This window comes from Microcoleus sp. Pol1C5, from assembly GCF_036701115.1.
Taxonomy (GTDB): Bacteria; Cyanobacteriota; Cyanobacteriia; order Cyanobacteriales; family Microcoleaceae; genus Microcoleus.
On sequence record NZ_JAUBQE010000038.1, the window covers coordinates 23,797 to 43,401 of the forward strand.

The 19,605-nt window shown below is 44.5% G+C and carries 10 protein-coding genes; 4 read left to right on the forward strand and 6 right to left on the reverse strand.

Annotated features, from left to right (window positions below):
* Nucleotides 1-548 precede the first annotated feature (548 nt).
* The 3 genes from QUA23_RS20415 to QUA23_RS20425 all read left to right on the forward strand — a co-directional run bounded on the left by QUA23_RS20415 (nucleotide 549) and on the right by QUA23_RS20425 (nucleotide 4,068).
* Nucleotides 549-2,342, forward strand: coding sequence for an N-acetylmuramoyl-L-alanine amidase (locus tag QUA23_RS20415; protein WP_333077823.1), 1,794 nt, complete (start codon nucleotides 549-551; stop codon nucleotides 2,340-2,342).
* 151 nt (nucleotides 2,343-2,493) lie between these two features.
* Complete coding sequence (murI, locus tag QUA23_RS20420; RefSeq protein WP_333077824.1) at nucleotides 2,494-3,333, forward strand: glutamate racemase; 840 nt, start codon at nucleotides 2,494-2,496, stop codon at nucleotides 3,331-3,333.
* Between the two features lie 180 nt (nucleotides 3,334-3,513).
* Nucleotides 3,514-4,068, forward strand: coding sequence for an NYN domain-containing protein (locus QUA23_RS20425; protein WP_242722119.1), 555 nt, complete (start codon nucleotides 3,514-3,516; stop codon nucleotides 4,066-4,068).
* 572 nt (nucleotides 4,069-4,640) lie between these two features.
* On the opposite strand, the gene QUA23_RS20430 is transcribed toward QUA23_RS20425, so the two are convergent.
* From QUA23_RS20430 to QUA23_RS20440, 3 genes are all read right to left on the reverse strand, one after another.
* Entirely contained in the window at nucleotides 4,641-6,356 is a 1,716-nt protein-coding gene (locus QUA23_RS20430) for an NAD(P)/FAD-dependent oxidoreductase (protein WP_333077825.1), read from the reverse strand.
* Nucleotides 6,357-6,461: 105 nt separating this feature from the next.
* Nucleotides 6,462-6,713, reverse strand: coding sequence for a hypothetical protein (locus tag QUA23_RS20435; protein ID WP_333077826.1), 252 nt, complete (start codon nucleotides 6,711-6,713; stop codon nucleotides 6,462-6,464).
* A gap of 82 nt (nucleotides 6,714-6,795) precedes the next feature.
* Entirely contained in the window at nucleotides 6,796-7,539 is a 744-nt protein-coding gene (locus QUA23_RS20440) for a hypothetical protein (RefSeq protein WP_333077827.1), read from the reverse strand.
* Between the two features lie 697 nt (nucleotides 7,540-8,236).
* Here QUA23_RS20440 and QUA23_RS20445 point away from each other — a divergent pair.
* Nucleotides 8,237-14,149, forward strand: a complete 5,913-nt coding sequence (locus QUA23_RS20445) for an AAA family ATPase (RefSeq protein WP_333077829.1) — start codon at nucleotides 8,237-8,239, stop codon at nucleotides 14,147-14,149.
* 122 nt (nucleotides 14,150-14,271) lie between these two features.
* On the opposite strand, the gene QUA23_RS20450 is transcribed toward QUA23_RS20445, so the two are convergent.
* From QUA23_RS20450 to QUA23_RS20460, 3 genes are all read right to left on the reverse strand, one after another.
* A complete protein-coding gene (locus QUA23_RS20450; protein ID WP_333077830.1) occupies nucleotides 14,272-15,477 on the reverse strand; it encodes a glycosyltransferase in 1,206 nt (401 codons plus the stop codon).
* Nucleotides 15,478-16,039: 562 nt separating this feature from the next.
* Entirely contained in the window at nucleotides 16,040-17,671 is a 1,632-nt protein-coding gene (locus QUA23_RS20455) for a polysaccharide biosynthesis protein (RefSeq protein ID WP_333077831.1), read from the reverse strand.
* 564 nt (nucleotides 17,672-18,235) lie between these two features.
* Entirely contained in the window at nucleotides 18,236-19,519 is a 1,284-nt protein-coding gene (locus QUA23_RS20460) for a PilT/PilU family type 4a pilus ATPase (RefSeq protein WP_333077832.1), read from the reverse strand.
* Between the last annotated feature and the right edge of the window lie 86 nt (nucleotides 19,520-19,605).

Consider the following 19,605-nt stretch of genomic DNA (forward strand, 5'->3'; position numbering starts at 1 on the left):
TAGCAAAAGAATATGTCAGTTTGTGTGGGGCTAACATTTGACGGCATTGAAAAGTTACCTAAATGTTGAAAATCCGGATTGTTACCGAGCTAAGTTGTTAAGTTATTGAGGTAGTTTAGGAAAAGTTAGAACAAAACGCAAGTGTAAAGCGGATTATAACCCTTGCCGTAACGAGCTTCGCCAACATTAAAGAGCTATGAAACCACTCCCTGGAAGAACGGTAAAATTATACCTTCTAACTTGTACCTTCTAACTTGTACCTTATAACTTCAAGAAACACCTTGTTTCTTGCTCCTAAAAATAAATACCTTCCCTTGTGCCAACAATCTTTCAGTCTGCTTATAACCGATCGCCCCCAAGTATACGGGAAAGTTCAAAAATGCCGGTATCTGGCATTTTGGAGCCTTTTAACGCATAAAAAAGTCAATTTAGCCAACAACTGACGGCCCCCGTGCCACCGGTCTGCTGGCGGCTAACTGCTGAAAGCCGATCGGGCAAGCAGCGCCCTTCCAGCTTTTGGCAGTAACGCAAACGAGGAAAAAACTGTCGTGAAATTCCACTGGCTACTACCGAGTTTCTTAAGTGTATTTTTGCTCGCCGGAGCCGCCGAAGCAGCTAGACTGCAATCTTGGCGGTTTGATGCTTCAGAGAACCGGCTTTACATTACAACAGACGGGGGAGTACAACCCAAGGCTCAACTGATTTTCAACCCGATGCGGTTGGTAATCGACTTACCGGGGACGAGTCTGGGTCGTCCCTCGGTCAGCAAACCGCTCTCTGGGGCGATCGAATCGGTGCGGGTAGGGCAGTTTGACAACGATACGACCAGAATTGTGGTCGAGATCAGAGACGGGTTTACTATAGACCCTCAGCAAGTAAAATTCCGGGGGATTTCTCCGAGCGAGTGGACAGTGGATTTGCCAACGCCGGTGCGGGGAGAAACTCAAAATCCGATTTCAGAGCCGGGGGGAGAAAGGTTATCGGTTGAATCTTCAGCACCCCAAGCCCAGTCGGCAGAGGCGACTGTAGTTCAGAACGTTCAGCCGACGGCGGACGGTTTTTTAGTCCGCACAGTGGGCGGTCGCCCCCAAATTAATTTTCAACAAAGTCGGGCTGGGGACATCGCCACCCTCGATATTGAAGGAGCTAGTGTAGCTCCGGGCCTAAGCAGCCAACAGCCTCAAACGAACGGTCAGCACGGGGTTGACAAGATAGAAGTCCGGCAACTGCCAACAGACCCGCCCGTTACCCGCGTGACTTTGCGGATGAAGAATTCTAATACTCAGTGGCGGGCATCTGTGAGCAATTTGGGCGGGGTTGTGCTATTGCCGGGAGGTGTAGTACGACAGCCCTCGGTTTCCCGCAGCCTGACTGTAGATCCTCCGGCTAGACAAGCTCAAGGAAATTTAGCGAGAGTTCAGTCAATTGATTTAGCCAGTAACGGCACGCAACTGGTGGTGAGAACTGACCGCCAAGTCTCCTATACCAGCGGCTGGGACCAGGGGTCGAGAGCTTACTGGATCAGGATCGCCTCTGGTGTCCTAACGGGGGAAATTCCTCAGCTCGATGCCAACAGTCCTGTATCGTTTACAGCCAGCCAAGAAGACTCGGAGACTGTGGTGATTTGGGTGCAGCCGCGATCGGGGGTAGAGGTAGGCAGGGTGACGAGGCCGAGTCCGCAGTTGCTGTCTTTGCAGTTGCGATCGAATGCTAGCGCGCAGCAGCCTTTGACTCGCACTCCCAATGTGTCGCCTTTGCCGAGAAGGACTTTGGGAAGCGACGATTTGCCCCAAGCTTCTAACCGCCGCGCCGTAGTAGCGATCGATCCTGGTCACGGCGGCCGCGATCCGGGGGCAGTCGGGATTCAGGGCATTCAGGAGAAAGAGATTGTTTTGGATATCTCGTTTCAGGTGGCGAGGCTGCTGGAACAGCAGGGCGTGCAGGTGGTGATGACTCGGACTGACGACAGCGAAATCGACCTGGAACCGAGAGTTTCTTTGGCGGAACGGGTGAATGCTAGTTTGTTTGTCAGCATTCACGCTAATGCGATTAATATGAGTCGGCCGGATATTAGCGGGATTGAGACTTATTATTTCAATAACGGCCAAGATTTGGCGAGGGTGATTCACGCCAGTATTTTGGAGGGAACGGGGGCGACTGACCGCCGGGTGCGGCAGGCGAGATTTTATGTTTTGAGAAAGACTTCTATGCCTTCTGTTTTGCTGGAGGTGGGTTTTGTCACGGGTGCTGAAGATGCTGCTAGGCTTTCTGACCCAGCTTACCGCAGTCAAATGGCGGCTTCGATCGCTCGCGGCATTTTGCTTTATCTTCAACAAAGATAATATATTGCCGGAGGGATTGGTAATTGGTAATTGGTAATTCGGCATTGGTAATTGGTAATTGGTAATTTTTCCTGATGACTGATGAGTGATGGCTGATGGCTGATGGCTGGTGCCTGCTGACTATTGACAACCGACTATTGACAATTAACAAATGACAACAGACTCTGGACAACAAAGAATCGGTATTTTTGACAGCGGCGTGGGCGGTTTGACTGTGTTGACCCAGTTGTACCGACAATTGCCCAACGAATCGATACTTTATTTTGGAGATACGGCGAGGCTGCCTTACGGCACTCGCACGCCGTCAGAAATTGTGGAGTTTGTCCGCGAAATTATGGCTTGGTTGGTGGAACAGGATGTGAAAATGGTCATTATGGCCTGCAACACCAGTTCTGCTTTGGCGATGGAGATGGTGCAGGCTGAGTTTGATATTCCGGTGCTGGGAGTAATTCTGCCGGGGGCGCAGGCTGCGGTGCAGCAAGGCAAGCGGATCGGGGTCATCGCAACTCCTGCTACGGCTGCTAGCAATGCTTATCGAAATGCGATTTTGGAGATGGACGATTCTTGCCTGGTGTGGCAGGTTAGCTGTCCGGCTTTTGTGCCGCTGGTGGAGCAAAACCGGATTCACGACCCTTATACTTGTGAGGTGGCTCGCGAATATTTGGCTCCTTTGATTCAGCAGCGCATCGATACGTTGATTTACGGCTGCACTCATTATCCGCTGTTGGCTCCTGTGCTTCGCTCGCTTTTGCCTGCTGGGGTGACATTGATCGATCCTGCGGTACGGGTGGTGGCTGCTGCTGCCAGAGAATTAGAGCTTTTAGGGCTGCGGAATCCTGGTACTGCGCTACCGACTCGTTTTTGCGTGAGCGGTCCTCCGCAGCAGTTTGCCGAGGTGTCAGTACAGTGGCTCGGTTGTACTCCTGCTGTTGAGAAAATATCCCTGCCGACAGTTGTACGATCGCCCGTATCGCTCGAATCTGGCGAATAAGCTGGAAAATTTATAGGTTAATCTAACCCCCCAAAACTCAGGTAAAGCTGGCTCTGGGGGGTTTAATTATTGCGATGTAACCTAGCAATTACACATCAATAGGTAATATTATTGAACAAAAGCTTTGATGAACAATGCAAATAATGTCCTATACGTGCTGGATCTCTTCAGCCTTGAACCATGTCACCCTATGTATCACAAGCAGTTTTACTTGTAGACGGCTATAACATAATTGGACTTTGGCCTCGACTCCGAGAGAAGCGCGATCGCGACGAACTCGAAACAGCTCGCCGCGAGTTAATAGAGGTTTTAGTTAACTACAGCGCTGTTCAAGATTTTGAGGCTCGACTGGTGTTTGACGCGCACTATCGAGATACTCCCGGCGTTAAAGAAATTATTACTAAAAATTTATCGGTGCACTACACTGACTTCGGTCAGACAGCAGATACTTATATTGAAAAATCTTGTGCTAGTTTGCGCTACGAGTTGCGATCGGTCAAAGGTAAAGGCCGCATGATTGTCGCCACCTCAGACCGAGCGCAGCAATTGACCGTAGTCGGCTATGGTGCCGAATGGATGTCCGCAGAACAACTAGCGGCTGACGTAGAATCCACTGCCCGCCGCAGCGAGCGCCAGCACAAATCCCGCAAACACAACTCCAGTCGCTTTCTCGCCAATTCCCTCGATCCAGAATCACAGCAGCGCCTCGCCAAGTTGAGAATGGGGCTGCATTAGCTGCTGAAACCCTCTTGCTGTATGACAAAAAAAAAGTTTGTCAAAGGCCTTGCCAAATCGAGTAAGTTCAGCTATTGTTAGTAATTGTGGGTAACAAAAACCCCAATCCTCGGTAGCTCAGTGGCAGAGCGGTCGGCTGTAATGAATGCAAGCCTTTGGTATCAACCAAAAGCCCTAATGACATAGCAGCTCTATCCGGTAACGGGTACTGAAAAATTGGGTGAATTCAAGGAAACCGCAGCACTTCGGGTGGCGGCAATCTTGAGCCAAGTCTGGCGAAAGGCAGCGGTTACGATCGCAAGTAGCCGGAAAGGTGCAGAGACTAGAGATGAGGAGCCTAACCAATAAATCTCACAGCGCCCGACATCCGACGACAGATCAAAAACATGATTTGTAGGGATGATGAAATAGTCCGCCCCCTTCGGAAACGTTGGGATAAGTGTAACCGATTGGTCGTAGGTTCAAATCCTACCCGGGGAGTTAGTAAAAGTCTGAAGTTGGAATTTTCCACCTTCAGACTTTTTGTTTTTTAAGATTTGAGATGGTTTGGTGTCAAGCTTTATGGTAGCGCCTTAATTCACATCGCTGTGAGTGTGAATTAACTCACCTTCCATAGGTATGGAAATATTCAACTTAGACAACTCCGGGTTTAATATCGCCTTGACAATACCAGAACTCACCATCACCTCCAAACAACCAAGGGCTTGATGAAGAGCTACTCGAGCGTGTTGCACAGAAAAACGCTCTCCAAACACCAGTACCAACTGCCGATAAATTTGTTCAATGTACTGAGTGTGGCTCAAAATGTCAATCAGCAAACCATAAAAACCTGTAATAGGCAAGCGCTGACCGTTCTTAACATAACACTTGATCCTGTTAATTTCACCCGCATTATAAACAGCTACAAATTCAACATCAGCCTCCACTAGGTCTAACTGAAACACATTGTACGCCGAAAGCAGCCAAGGAACCTCCTCCTTTGAAAAGCGCTGCATCACCTGTTTCATACAACCCAAATCAAATCCAGCAATCACCGCTTGACCCAAAATATCATTCGTAAATCCACCTTGAGCTAACCACCGAAAAGCTTTTTCCGGGCTTAAATTCAAACCAGCATCCCGCGCAATTTCCCTTGAATGTTCTTGTAAATCAGTGAATTGACCGTTAGCAGCGTACCAATAATCAGCGAAGCGAATATGCTGTTCAACTCGGCTCCGTTGATTGTGGTCGTATTGAGATTTAAGCCAGTTGCCGTCGTATTTCTGGTGCTCTTGCTCTAATTCCAAAATCGTGTAAGCCAATTCACGGGCACCGGTATGAGCTAAAGTCATGCCCGCCGATAAAATCGGGTCAGCAAAACCAGCAGTTTCGCCTACCAAAAACCAGTTTTCTCCTACTGTTTTATCAGCCAAAAATGACCAATCTTTTGTAGTTTCAATCTTTCCGGTACTGGTAGCATTAGCGATTAACTTGTTGATGCGAGGTTCGCTATTGAGGGCTTCGGTATAGATATCCTCTGGTCGCTTTTTCAGTGACTTATAATGTTCCGCAGGGCAAACGAAGCCGATACTGGTGCGAGTTGGGCCCAAGGGAATGAACCAAAGCCACCCGTGACTCAAACTCATTACCTGTATCCGGGTGCCGCCAACGCCAATTTTATCTGACCATTCAGCGTTTGTCCAATAGTCCCAGATAGCTATATTTTGCAGCCGCGTCGGGCTGTGTGTCTTGACGCCCAAAGCTCGCCGCAGCACGCCAATGTGACCGGATGCGTCGATGTAGTAGCGGGCGGTTATTTGTTCTTGCGATGATCGCACCTGCAAAGCCGTAATCCGATCGCCCACTACATCTACCTTAACAACCGCAGTTTCTTCTCTGACTAAGCATCCCATTTCTGCCGCGTGGCGCAGCAAAATTTCGTCATATTTTGCTCGATCGACCTGAAAAGCAGTTTGCCGTCTCTGTCCCTCAAATTTAGCAGGGCGCTGTTCATCTTTAAACAACTCCGGCTGAATGAAATTAAAATCCCAAGGCTGTGGATCTGTTCCCCAGCGATAGATTCCACCAATCTTAATCGGGAAGTCGGCTGCTTCTACTTTGTCCCAGCATCCCATTTCCTGAAGCACATCACTAATTTGAGGCAATTGACTTTCCCCAACGTGATCGCGAGGGAATTTTTCTTTCTCTACGATTAGCACGCTCAGATTGGGATTGTATTTCTTGATCAGAGTACCAGCAGTGCTCCCCGCGGGACCGCCGCCGACAATAACAACGTCGTAATGGCTCATATCAAATAGAGATAGTAGATACTACTTTTGGGCATTGAAGAGACAAATGTATACCTGGTCAGCCTCGTCGGAATCAGCGAGGCTGAAATTTGTTTGCAACAGGTTTTATCCGACTGCGAGTTTTTCGTCTTCCGGTATGTGAGAAGTGTGGGAAATATCTAAATTCTCAGTCCAAGTATGAGCAATATCTAAATTCTCAGTCCAAGTATGAGCAATATCCAAATTCTCCGTCCAAGTATGAGCAATATCCAAATTCTCCGTCCAAGTATGAGCAATATCCAAATTCTCCGTCCAAGTATGAATAAGAGTCGGTTCTAGCTCATTGATTGGAGTTGAATTGCTGTTCACTTCTGACATAATGCCTCTCCTTCTAAGTAATGAAGTTATCTAATCCTAAAACGTTCGAGTTCTAAAAGTGGAAAAGTTTACATTTCGCAATCTACGCAGCGTTTAAAGGTTGCCAAATATCCCGGGGTTGAGCAAAAGGTTGCTCAAAGCTATGGGTTTTTGCATAAACCAGAAGCTCATCCGTCAGTTCTGTAAAAACTTCAAACAAGTTATCAACTATCTTAACAGCCTCTTGACGGGTTTCCTCTGACAGTTGTATGTTTTTAATCAATTGATCCACTTCCGGCGTTCCTGTAGTATGACCTGTTTCCACTGCTAGATGAAAACAGCCAAAATAAAGAAACTCCTTTTGGGTAATTGTTCGTAATTCTTGAGCAATAGGTGCCGCGGTTGAGAAGAACACATTACCCGTTGCTTCTATCACTTCCAGAATAGCTAACTTAGTAGTAGGACTAGCCCCAAAAGCAGAGCGAAAAATTTGATGTGATACCCAACGCGAAGCTTTTGTTTCTTCATTCCACAGAAAATTCAAAGCATCGCTGAACTTCACAGATCTGTTAATACCCAGTGTTTCCAAATCTTGCAAAAACCACAACCAGTGATGATCGTCTTCATAAGTGTGATTGTTGACTATTACCTGAAGTGGATCGTTGGTTGGTTCTTCTCGGAAGACATACTTGTTAAATTCACCAAAACTCATCACGAAAGGAGAAACACAGGGAGCGAAAGCTAGGCGCTGTCTTGGGTCTATACTTGTGTCTCGCATAAACTCAAATAGCCCAGATTTAGCAAATTCCTGCTTCTTCTTTTCAATCAATGCTAGGACTTCTTCCATGGCGATGCACCTGATGACGAAAACATGGTAGCAAGTTGATCATCCTAAATCTATGATCTGAATCATGCTTGTTTAGGATGCACGTTATATTAGATTGTACTCTCGATCGGCTAAACCAGCGTTTTCCACCCCTGGGCGTCCCATTTTTTCTGGGTGACAAGGCTCAAAGATTTAGCTAAACCTTTAATTTATAAGGATTTGCCTGTCCTGTGTGCGATCGGCATCATAGAATTTTGTTACAATATTGTAATCAACTGGGTGAGGTGTCAGACCGTACAGGATTAAGTCTAAGTTCAAACCAGATGTTCTGCCGTCCGCTCCTCCATGCCATTTCAAAAAAGTTTAGGCATCTCCCTATTTAAAAAATCCATGAGTAATTACTGGTGTTTTAACATTATTTAAGTATTGTAATATACCAATACTCCGGACAGTTTTGGGAACGAGACTACAAGCTTACGCGGGGCAAGGATCATAAATAAAGTCGAATTAAATGTAAGTCAGGGGTGGAGCTGACATTAATTTAATTATCCACAGTGGCTCAAAGTCAAGCGAGAATAAGCCATTGGGCCATATAAAAACTGTCTGGACTATTGATATACCCCCCTCTCTAAAAATACTTAAGTACCCTAAACTCGACAGTCGATCGATATCAAGCAAAATGTTTACCCAAAATTTAGTCATAGATAGAATAAAACCCATGAAAGGAATTCCTGGTTACAGAATTACAGAAGTTGTTCAACTTGGTGTGAACTCGATCATTTATCGCGGAGTCCGGGAATGCGATCGAGCGCCAGTCATTATTAAAACACTCAATACGGAGTATCCCACAATAGAAGAAATTACTCGTTTGAGACATGAATATAAAATTAGCTCGAATCTCCGACTCGAAGGGATTGTCCAACCCCATAGCTTAGAAAAATATAATAACAGTTTCGCTCTGATCTTAGAAGATTGTGGCGGTCAATCTCTCAAGCATCATCAAGCGGGTAAAAGCATTAAACTTCTGAAGTTTTTGCCACTGGCTATTCAACTAGCTCATACTCTAGGAGAAGTGCATCAAAACCAGATTATTCATAAAGATATAAAACCCTCAAATATTATCATCACACCAGATTTTAAACAAGTAAAAATCACTGACTTTAGCATGGCAACGCGCCTATCTAGAGAAATTCACCAAAATAGCAATACCACAGCGCTAGAAGGCACTCTAGCCTATATATCCCCAGAGCAAACTGGTCGAATGAACCGCGACCTGGACTACCGAACTGACTTTTACTCTCTAGGCGTCACGTTTTATGAAATGCTTACAGGAGAGTTACCCTTTAATTCAACCGACCCCTTAGAATTAATTCACAGCCACATTGCGGTGACACCTGTTCCTCCCCATCAGCTAACCAGTGAAGTCTCCGCGATGGTTTCATCTATTGTCATGAAACTATTAGCTAAAAATGCCGAAGACCGATATCAAAGTGCCTTGGGAGTAAAAGCAGACCTGGAAAATTGTCTAACCCAGCTACAAACTACGGGCAAAATAGAAAATTTCATTCCGGGCCAACTTGACAAATCCGGTCAATTTTTGATTTCCCAAAAACTTTACGGCCGCACACAAGAAGTAGCTAATTTGATGGCATCTTTCGAGCGAGTCAGTTGGGGAAAAACTGAGATGGTATTGGTAAGCGGTTACTCAGGCATTGGTAAAACCTCAGTTGTCAGTGAAATCAAAAAACCAATTGTACGGCAGCGGGGTTATTTTATTGCTGGTAAATTTGACCAGTTTAAGCGGGATATTCCTTATGCTGCAATAACTCAAGCGTTTGAGTCATTGATGCAGCAGTTATTCACAAAAAGCTCAGAAGACTTGGTAATTTGGAAAGAAAAGCTTTTGTCAAAGCTTGGTAATAACGGTGCAATTATTATTGATGTTGTCCCTTCTGTCGAACTAATCATTGGTTCGCAGCCTGCTGTTCCACAATTGGAAGCGACAGAATCTCAAAATCGCTTTAATCGATTGTTGAAAGAATTCATGAATGTGTTTGCCCAAGCAGAACACCCATTAGTTTTATTTTTGGATGATTTACAGTGGGCTGACTTAGCTTCTTTAAAATTGATTCAGGAATTAGTGGGTTATCAAGATAGCCGATATTTTTTACTAATAGGAGCCTATCGAGATAACGAAGTAAATTCGACTCATCCTTTAGTTAAAACTGTCGAAAAAATTCAAGAGACTGGTGTTGCTGTGCATCAGATTATCCTCCCATGTTTGGATTTGAACAGCGTCAGTGAGCTAGTAGGGGATACTTTGGGTAATCAGACCGAAAATTTAAAGTGTTTGACAGAGTTAATTTTTAATAAAACTGGCGGAAATCCCTTTTTTATAACTCAACTGCTCTCAACTATTCACTCAGAACAACTGTTAGTTTTTGATTTCACTGTTGGTGCATGGCAGTGGGACATCACGGAAATTGAAGCCGCTGGCATTGCAGATTACAGTGTCGTTGAATTAGTTGCTAGGAATCTGCAACAACTCCCGGAGGAGACGCAGCAAGTATTAAAATTAGCTGCTTGTATAGGCAACCATTTTAATTTAGAAAATTTGGCAATTGTTAGAGGCAAATCAGGTTCCGAAACTGCGGCGGATTTATGGGATGCGCTGCAAGCTGGTTTAATTCTTCCCATCAGCGATGCTTATAAAATTCCGATGCTTGATGAGGAAATTGTAAAAACACACCGCAAAGGCGGGACTCCCATCCCACAAAACAATCAAAATCATCCGGCAATTATGCACCGCTCAATTGATTATAAGTTTTTGCACGATCACGTACAACAAGCCGCCTATTCTCTAATCCCTGACTGCGATAAAAAACAAACCCACTTAAAAGTCGGCACCTTGCTACTAAATTCAACTCCTGCATCGGAGATAGCAGAAAATATCTTTGATATTGTCAACCAACTGAATATCGGGGTGGAATTCATCACAAATCAAGAAAAACGAGATGAACTAGCTAACTTTAATCTTATAGCTGGCAAAAAAGCTAAGAGTTCTGCCGCCTATGAAGCAGCGTTCAAATATTTTAATGTGGGTCGAGAACTTCTACCCGATCGAGCTTGGCAGAGTCACTATGACTTAATCATGGAACTTCATGCCGAAGCGCTGGAATCCTCCTATATAAATACCGAGTTTGAGGGTGCATTTCAGCTCTCAGAGGTTATTATAGCACGCGCCCAAAATTTGCTCGATAAAATTAAAGTTTACGAGCTAAAGGTTTTTTTCTACTTCAATCAAAATCAATCCCAAACTTCGATAGATGTAGCTATCGAAGCTTTAAAAATGCTGGGAGTCTATATCCCGAAAAAACCAACTAAGTTAAATATTTTCCTAGAGTTGATACGGACAAAACTAGCTTTAAGAAATCATCAGATTGAGGATTTATTGGAGCTGCCACCAATGACTGACCCTAATAAAATTGTGGCTCTACGGATTTTAACTAATATGAGTCCGGCCGCTTTTGTAGCAGCACCCGAAATATTCCCGCTGATCATATTTAAAATGGTTACTCTTTCTCTTAAATACGGGAATGCGCCACTGTCTAGTTTTGGGTATGCAAACTATGGTGTGATCCACTGTGGACTATTAGGTGATATGGATTCTGGATACCGATACGGTCAAATGGCTCAGGCACTTTTAGAACGATTGCACACCAACTTGCGCCACTCTCAAATTTCACTACCTTTTAATGCTATGATCCGTCACTGGTCTGAGGGTGGCAGAGCAAGTTTTACAGGTTTAATTGAGGGTATTGAGAGCGGACTAGAAACCGGAGATATCAACAATGCTTGTTACTGTGCGAGTTTTTACAGCAATTATATATTTTTGAGTGGCGAGCCTTTGGACTCTGTGGAGACTAAGCAGAGTCAATATATTCAAATGTTGGTGAATTATCAGAATGAATTTATGATGAACCATAGCAGAGTAGGGGCGCAAGTTGTCTTGAATTTGCAAGGTAAAACAGCTAATCCTTGCCTGTTAGTTGGCGAAATATTTAATGAAGATATGATTCTGCCAACCTTAAGAGAGACTAAAAATAATCTAGTAATATTTGTAGTATATCTATCTAAATCATGGCTAAGTTATCTCTTTAAAAATTATGTAGAAGCCGTAGAAAATGCCAGAACAGCATCAATTTACTGTGAGGCTGTAATGAGCATGATGTATATTCCAATCCACAATTTTTACTATTCCCTAGCGCTGTTAGCGTTGTATCCCACCCTTGCCAAAAATGAACAGAAAAAACATTTAAAACAAGTGACTTCGCTTCAAAAAAAAATGAAGCATTGGGCTGTGAACTCTCCGGGAAATTATCAGCATAAATATGATTTAGTAGAAGCAGAAAAAGCGCGAGTATTGGGACAATATGAAAAAGCTGCTCTGTATTACGATCGAGCAGTGAAAGGAGCATCGAAAAATGAATACATCCACGAAGAAGCTCTAGCCAATGAACTAGCGGCAGAATTTTATCTAGCTAACGGTCGAAATAAAGTGGCTCAGACTTATCTGATAGATGCTTACTACGGCTATATTCACTGGGGAGCAACCGCCAAGGTAAAACATTTGGAGTCACAGTATCCGCTCTCTTTACCGCCTGCATCGGTGGGAAAAGCCAGCGCAGAGCGAACTATTACTAGCACTAATTATAGCACGAATAGCAGTCACAGCAGTTTATTGGATTGGACAACTGTTGTTAAAGCATCTCAAGCGCTAGCTAGCGAAATTGTATTGGACAAGTTGTTAGAAAAGTTAATGAAAATGGCGATCGAGAATGCTGGAGCCCAAAAAGGTTTTCTCCTGATGCCCGAGGAAGGGAAATTGCGGATTAAAGCAGCGGCATCGGTGGAGTATTCGGATATTGCAATTGAACAATGCCCTAGAGTATCTCCTGCAGAGGTTTTGCCAATAATGGTGATTAATTATGTGGAAAAAACGCACTTAGATGTAGTTTTAAGCCAGGCTGCTAGAGAAGGTCTATTTACAGATGACCCCTATATTAAAAGGCTGCAAGTGAAGTCTGCGCTTTGTACTCCTATTCTGAATCAAAGCAAACTCGTAGGTGTCTTTTATCTGGAAAATAATTTAGCTACTGAAGCGTTTTCTCCAACTAGGTTGGAGGTTTTGAAAATTCTTTCTTCCCAAGCAGCTATCTCTTTAGAAAATGCGGTACTTGTTGCTAATTTGTCGGAGGCTAAGGAACAGTTGGAGGATTATTCGCGGACGCTGGAGGTGAGAGTAGAAGAGCGCACGCAGGAATTAAAGACTAAGGAAGCTAAGCTGCAAGAAGCTCAAAAACTGGCGCACCTCGGCAACTGGGAATTTGATTTGGAGGGGGATAAATTAACTTGGTCTGAGGAAGTATTCCGAATTTTTGCTCTTGACCCTAAACTACCAGAACCCACGATTTTAGAACACAAGAAGCAAATTCATCCAGATGACCTACAGTTGTGGTTAGAGGCAGTAGAGCAGATTAGTCGGTTAGGAAATCCTTGCGAGTATGAGATGAAAATTTTGCGCCCTGATGGAGCTGTCAGATATATTTATGTTAAGGCGCAAGCTATTTTTGATGGCGGTAAGGTGATTAAGTTATTTGGAACTATACAGGACATTACGGATCGCAAGTCAGCGGAGGATGCTTTGCGACTGTCTGAGGGACAATTGAGAGAAAAAGCGACACAATTAGAAGTTACTTTGTCCGAATTACGCTCGACGCAGACTCAACTAATTCAAACAGAAAAAATGTCTTCTTTGGGGCAGTTGGTAGCGGGGATTGCTCACGAAATCAATAATCCGATTAATTTCATTTATGGCAATGTTCTCCATGCTAACGATTATAGCTCGGATTTGCTGGGATTGATTAAGCTTTACCAGGAGTCTTACCCGAATGCTAATCCTGAGATTGTTGCTAAAACAGAAGATATTGACCTCACTTTTATTCAAGAAGATTTGCCCAAAATTCTAAAATCAATGCAGGTTGGGGTCGATCGCGTTCGCAATATTGTGCTGTCGCTGCGGAATTTCTCACGCCTGGATGAAGCCGAGATGAAACCAGTGGATATTCACTCCGGGATTGATTCGACTCTGCTAATTTTGCAGCACAGGTTGAAAAAGGATGCACTCGGACATGGCGTTGAGATAGTTAAAGAGTACGGTCAACTGCCGAAGGTAAATTGTTATGCTTCTGGGTTAAATCAGGTGTTTATGAATATTTTGAGCAATGCAATTGATGCAGTGGAGTTAGCAGTTGGGCGACCGGAGACAACGGCTCAACTAGAAAATCCTTTATCTCCAATCTTTGAGCGAAAGATTAAGATTCGGACTGAGGTATTCGACAAAAACTTGGTGAGAATTTATATTGCTGATAATGGTCGGGGGATGACGGAGGAAACACGATCGCGAATATTTGACCCTTTCTTTACTACAAAATGTGTGGGCCAAGGTACCGGTTTAGGGTTGAGTATCAGTTATCAGATTGTAGTAGAGAAACACGGCGGCAAGTTAATGTGCTTTTCCGCGCCCGGTGAGGGGGCTGAGTTTGTGATTGAAATTCCCGTGAAGCAGTGAAGTTTTTTTTTATAAGATTTTTTTAACCCCAGATGAATGCCGATGAACGGAGATAGAATTGTATCTGCGTTAATCTGTGTTTCTCGGCTGATATCTGCGGTTAAAACTTCTCAATCTAAATATTAAACATCGCGTTCTGTTCGTACCCATTTGGTTTGCCGTTTCAGGAGAAAACCTAGATACAAAGGGATTTTCCAAAGGATGTAAAAAGGTACAGATAAAAGAGTTGAGCCAGAAATGTCGGCACGCCCGAATTTTGCCCAAGCGCCGACAATTGAAACTAAAATGAGCAATCCTTGTACTGCTAACAAGACGGCGGGAAGTGAGGATGTTCCCAAAATTGCTGCTAGTAAGGAGGCGGCAAAAGCAGCTAGCCAGATAGCGACTAACAGCGACAGGGGAGGGACGGATAAGTCTAGCGCGATTGCCAATAAGTCAAAACGTTTTTGCTCGACTGAAGCGGCTGTCAGGCGGGGAGTTTGAGTTAACAATGTCTGTATGTGACCGTGTTCCCATCTGGTTCTTTGACTTGTGGCTGCTTGCTGCTGCTGTGGCAAACACCCGGTGACGTTTGCTTCGGGGCAGAATACTGTTGGATGTCCGGCGATCGCCAAATCCAAACTCATCTGCATATCTTCAACAATATTGCTGCTAGCTAGGGAAACCGATCGAATTATCGACCAGGGAAAAGCCATGCCAGTACCTGTTAGTAATGATGGGAATCCTAACTTTTTTAATCCACTGGGACGGACTAAGTTTTTCACAAGAAAGGCTAAAGCAGAAATGGAATCTTTCGGAGTAGGATTGGGCGGCTGTTCCATGAGATAAGTTGCTTGCACCGGTCTTTGTTCAGCAACTGCAACCCTGGCTAATTTTTCTATAGAGTCGGGCTGACAGATGCAGTCTGCGTCAACCATGATGACTACTTCCGGGGGGTCGGATTCGATCGACTCCAAGCCGAAATCCAGTGCGTATCCTTTACCCTTGCGTTGTGTGTCTTGTCGCTCGATCGCACTTGCACCGGAGTTACGGGCGATTTCTGCCGTGGCGTCCGTGCAGTTGTCAGCAATCACTAACAGGCGGTCTTGAGGTGTTAGCTGCGGCAATATGGTGGAGATGGTGGTGGCAATTCCTGCTGCTTCGTTGTAAGCGGGAATTAAAACTGCTACTTTGGGGCGGGGCGCTTTAGTTTCCGCTGTCTCGCCCTGGCCGGACAAGAAAGCTGCACTGCATTCTAGAAATAGAACTGCAACAGGAATTAGAAGGATCAGGGCGATCGCCAATAGCACAGCATCAATCAATAGGAACAGTAGCTGATTAATTTCCACAATTCTAGTACCTTAATTTAATTTAATTTGTTGCGTTCACTGAGTTTATTTAATGTTATTGTACCTTTGTTAACTCACGAAGCCACGCTCTCTAAAGTATCATTATATCATGCACGCACAAAATCATCATTTTCACATTTGTTGTGACGACTTAAGTCCTACTAAAATTACTAGGACTAGCTTCATTACTACCAATTAATTTTATTACGGTTCTGCGAGCGTAACTAATATCATATTATGTCTATTATGACAATGTTAAGTCACTCAATTTAATTAAAACTCAAATAATGCCAGACTGGAGAAACCAGGTTTCTAAAAGAAACCTGGTTTCTGGGTGTTATATTTTTAATCAAGTAAACACTTAGTCGATGTTTAACATCCAATCCGGTTGCATCGGAATAATAAAATCGAGTCAACAGTTAAAACTCAACCATTCAGTTTTTCGGCACGGAGTCAACAGTCAACAATCATTTCGCTCTTGCAACCGGAATTGATATAACTCATTCATCCCCTGTGGGTGGGTTCTCAGGAAGCAATCTCCCAACTCAAAACTAGGTTTAAGCTACGCTGCATCGGGGATAGCAACAGGTTCAGATTTTTTGGTGGTGAAATGTGCGGGGGGTGCAAATTCTCTGAGATATCTCGACACCGATCGCAAATATCCCACTTCTGCTTGAATAGAATCCAGCGTAGAAAGACTCTCAACTAAGTCATCAAACTCATCTGCCCTAACTCCAGCACTGTGCAAGACTTCTTGGTTGAGCCGCCCGCAGATTCCTTGCAGGAGGAGTTCGATAATCTCGCTATAGTCAGCAATTTCGGTTCCGTAACCTTGCAATTTCTTCGGATTGATTCCCCACTGCAAAATCTTCAACAAGTCTTCAGGGGCACTCCACGCAAAAGAGGAAGCAATCACTTCTTTTTCCGCTGCGACAAGAGCGTGCTTGATTTGCACTTCGGGGAAAGCAGGATCGATGATTAAGCTTTCCAGTTTTGACACTTGTTTATCTAACACGCGCAAAGAAAAAGGAGCTAATTCTACAGTCACCATGTCGCCAGCATCGTTAACACTTCTAAAAGGATCTTCCAAAACATTAATTAGGAGGTGAATGTCTGTAGGCTTTTTCCAGTCAAATTGTCCAAGGAAAAAAGGTTCTTCGTATCCCGGCAAAAGTCCTTGAAAATAAATCGGCAGATTTTTTCCTGATTCAAGAATTTTATAAAGAGCTACTTCCAAGGTTTCTGTCGGCCAACCGAGATTACTCACGGCGACAAATTTCAGTTTTCCTGGAACGGACACAACCAGAGAATTCAGCAATAAATGTACGGCTTCAAAAAGATTTTGAGCAGTTACGTACCGGTGGGGAGCGTGAACGTTGACAGTTTTACCTTGCTCTACTTTTTTGGACATTTGCTCGCAGAACAAGCTATTTTCCAACATATGAGTAAAGCGAACCATCCCGTAAGTGACATTTCCTTCTTGAGCTGCTTTGGCAAATTGCCATTCGGCAAACTTCTTCGAGGCGGCGTAAACTTCGGTTGTAAAATATCGAGATGTTTTGCCTGTAGAAGAGAATACGCAGTGTTCTACGCCGTATTCTTCGCAGAGTTGGATGACGTGTTTACATCCTAACAGGCTGGTTGTAACTGTTTCTCGGATTTTGATTTCAGCTAGTCCGGGTTGGCGTTGGGCCGCTAGGTGAAAAACAATTGCTGGTTTTTCTACCTCAAATATGTGTTTGAGCGCGTCGAGGTTGCGAATGTCAACGGCATAGAAAGTTACAGCACCTTCTTGGGTAAAAAGCGGCAGATTTTCTTCGGGGTTTTGACATCGGGCGTTGTCTGCGGAAATGATGTTAGTTGCGCCTAGTTCGAGGAGTTTTTCAATTAAGAAACGACCGACACATCCTTCTCCGCCGGTGATGAGGAGGCTTTTTCCTTTGATTTTGCGACTGACTGCGGATGCGTAGAGGTGAATAGTGCGATCGCGCACGTCGCTAAAAGGTTCGCTTTCTAATTGTCCGTCGGCTTGATAGGCTGCGATTAGCTGTGCGGTGAGAGTTTGTAAAGACGCGAGGATTTCAGGATCTTGGGGCTCCGGCGAACCGGGCGGAACTAGCTGCTGGATGCGCTCAATTATTTCCGCTTTGCTGGCACCTTCAAAAACTTCTCTTTGGTTAAATGCACTCTTCACTTTTTTTGCTCCTTTAAATTCTAGAAATACCGTTACTGATAAGCGACTTGTTAAACAAATTTTCGAGGGACAGAATCTTTAAAAGTCTGCTTGGTTTTAGGATTTTTTAGACTGAAAGCTACTTAATCGGAAAGACACGCGATCTGCTATGCTTGTAGTTTTATTAAGCGCTTTTTTAACCTGCTTACTTCTGCCATCGGCAAATATCGGCAAAGTCGGAATGTGCTCTCTCCAAAATTTGTCAATACCACTATATACTTAAATTGCTGAGTGTTGGCAATACTCCGAACATATCTTTACTGTTTCTTTGCAATAACCTACGAGTTTTCACGCAATTTTAAAGTTTATGTAAAGTAGGGTCTAGGTTTAAAAAACTTAACAATACACTCGACCTTGATTATAGCATTTTACTTTTTAAGTAAAATGTATTTGTGGTTACTAAATATAGTTTAATTTTAAGTAAAAATACGCACAAAAGCCCTCATCAAATATTTGCGTCTGCTGAAAAGATTGCTACTTGATGGGTGGGGTAGTGCTGTGGCTACCCCTGTATGTGTGCTGCTATTAGGCGCGAACGATGCGTTCTTTTTTGCTGCCTTCAAAGCCACGAGCATCCCCAACATCGTAGCCTCCTGTCCGCAAGCGGCGGTCTAAATCGCTAGCTTCGGGAGAAGTTTTTGCTGCTTCTTCGATCGTCACTCTGCCTTCAAGCACCAGTTTGTAAAGACCCTGGTTGATAATCTGCATTCCTTCGTAAGTATCATGTTCCATTAATCGGAAAGCTTCATCATCAGCACCTTTCATCAAGTAATCGTGCATGGCAGGTGTATTCACCAAAATATCGTGAACTGCTACCCGACGGTTGTCAACAGTTGGCAGCAAAAGTTGAGCAATTACCGCTACTAAAGAATCGCAAATTTGAATCCGCATCGCCTGTTGTTCTTCGGGTGGGTAGAGGTTCAACAATCGGTTAATAGCGTTAATGGCGCTGCGAGTGTGGAGAGTTCCCAATACTAAGTGACCAGTTTGAGCTGCTTGCAACGCTGTATTGATGGTAACGCGATCGCGCATTTCCCCGATCAGAATCACATCGGGGTCTTCCCGCAAAACAGCCCGCAAAGCCTGTTGAAACTCGTGGGTATGCAAGCCGACTTCCCGCTGGCTAACCAAGCATTTTTTAGAAGGGTGAATGAATTCGATCGGGTCTTCAATGGTAACTACGTGCTTTTGCTCCATCTGATTGAGATGGTCGATCATCGCAGCTACGGTTGTCGATTTCCCCGAACCGGTAGGCCCCGTAACTAATATTAATCCCTGCGATCGCAAAATGATACTTTTGAAAACTTCTGGCAACCTCAAGGAATCGATAGTAGGTATCTCCAAACTGATCAACCGCAATACTAGCGCACCGCCGCTGAGGGAATCAAAACAGTTTAGCCGACACCGCACGAAGCCAGGGTAAAAAATTGCTGAATCTAATTCCTTGGTAGTTGCAAACTGTTTTCGCTGTTCGGGGGTGAGAATTTCGGCTAGGTACTGTTCAAAAATTTCTGGCGTTACTTTGGGGTGGGTGGTTGCTACTTGCATCACGCCACGAATCCGAAATCGAGGTACTTGGCCTACTCGAATGTGAATGTCAGAAGCCGAGGCACTATGGGCATCTCGGACCATTTGTTCGATCGTACTGATGGGTGTCTCAACAGAAGACCGCTGCTGGGCCGGAGGGGGCGCACTCGGCGCGGGTGCAGGAGGCGGCGCGGGAGTTGCAGCCAAAGGCGGGGGCGGGGGCGGTGTTCGGCGGGCTTGAGCCTCTGGTCGAAGGGGTGTAGGATTGTTTAATGGGTTCATTTTTTTGTCTCCAGTCAATGTAGATTTATTGCGAAAAAATGCCCGATTTCTAATCTTATCGCTCGCAGCTAATTCGGTGTTAAATG

Excerpts from the sequence above, each read along its gene's own strand:
- murI (WP_333077824.1), top strand. The coding sequence starts at position 2,494 with ATGACAACAGACTCTGGACAACAAAGAATCGGTATTTTTGACAGCGGC.
- QUA23_RS20425 (WP_242722119.1), top strand. The coding sequence starts at position 3,514 with ATGTCACCCTATGTATCACAAGCAGTTTTACTTGTAGACGGCTATAAC.
- QUA23_RS20430 (WP_333077825.1), bottom strand. The coding sequence starts at position 6,356 with ATGAGCCATTACGACGTTGTTATTGTCGGCGGCGGTCCCGCGGGGAGC.
- QUA23_RS20435 (WP_333077826.1), bottom strand. The coding sequence starts at position 6,713 with ATGTCAGAAGTGAACAGCAATTCAACTCCAATCAATGAGCTAGAACCG.
- QUA23_RS20440 (WP_333077827.1), bottom strand. The coding sequence starts at position 7,539 with ATGGAAGAAGTCCTAGCATTGATTGAAAAGAAGAAGCAGGAATTTGCT.
- QUA23_RS20445 (WP_333077829.1), top strand. The coding sequence starts at position 8,237 with ATGAAAGGAATTCCTGGTTACAGAATTACAGAAGTTGTTCAACTTGGT.
- QUA23_RS20460 (WP_333077832.1), bottom strand. The coding sequence starts at position 19,519 with ATGAACCCATTAAACAATCCTACACCCCTTCGACCAGAGGCTCAAGCC.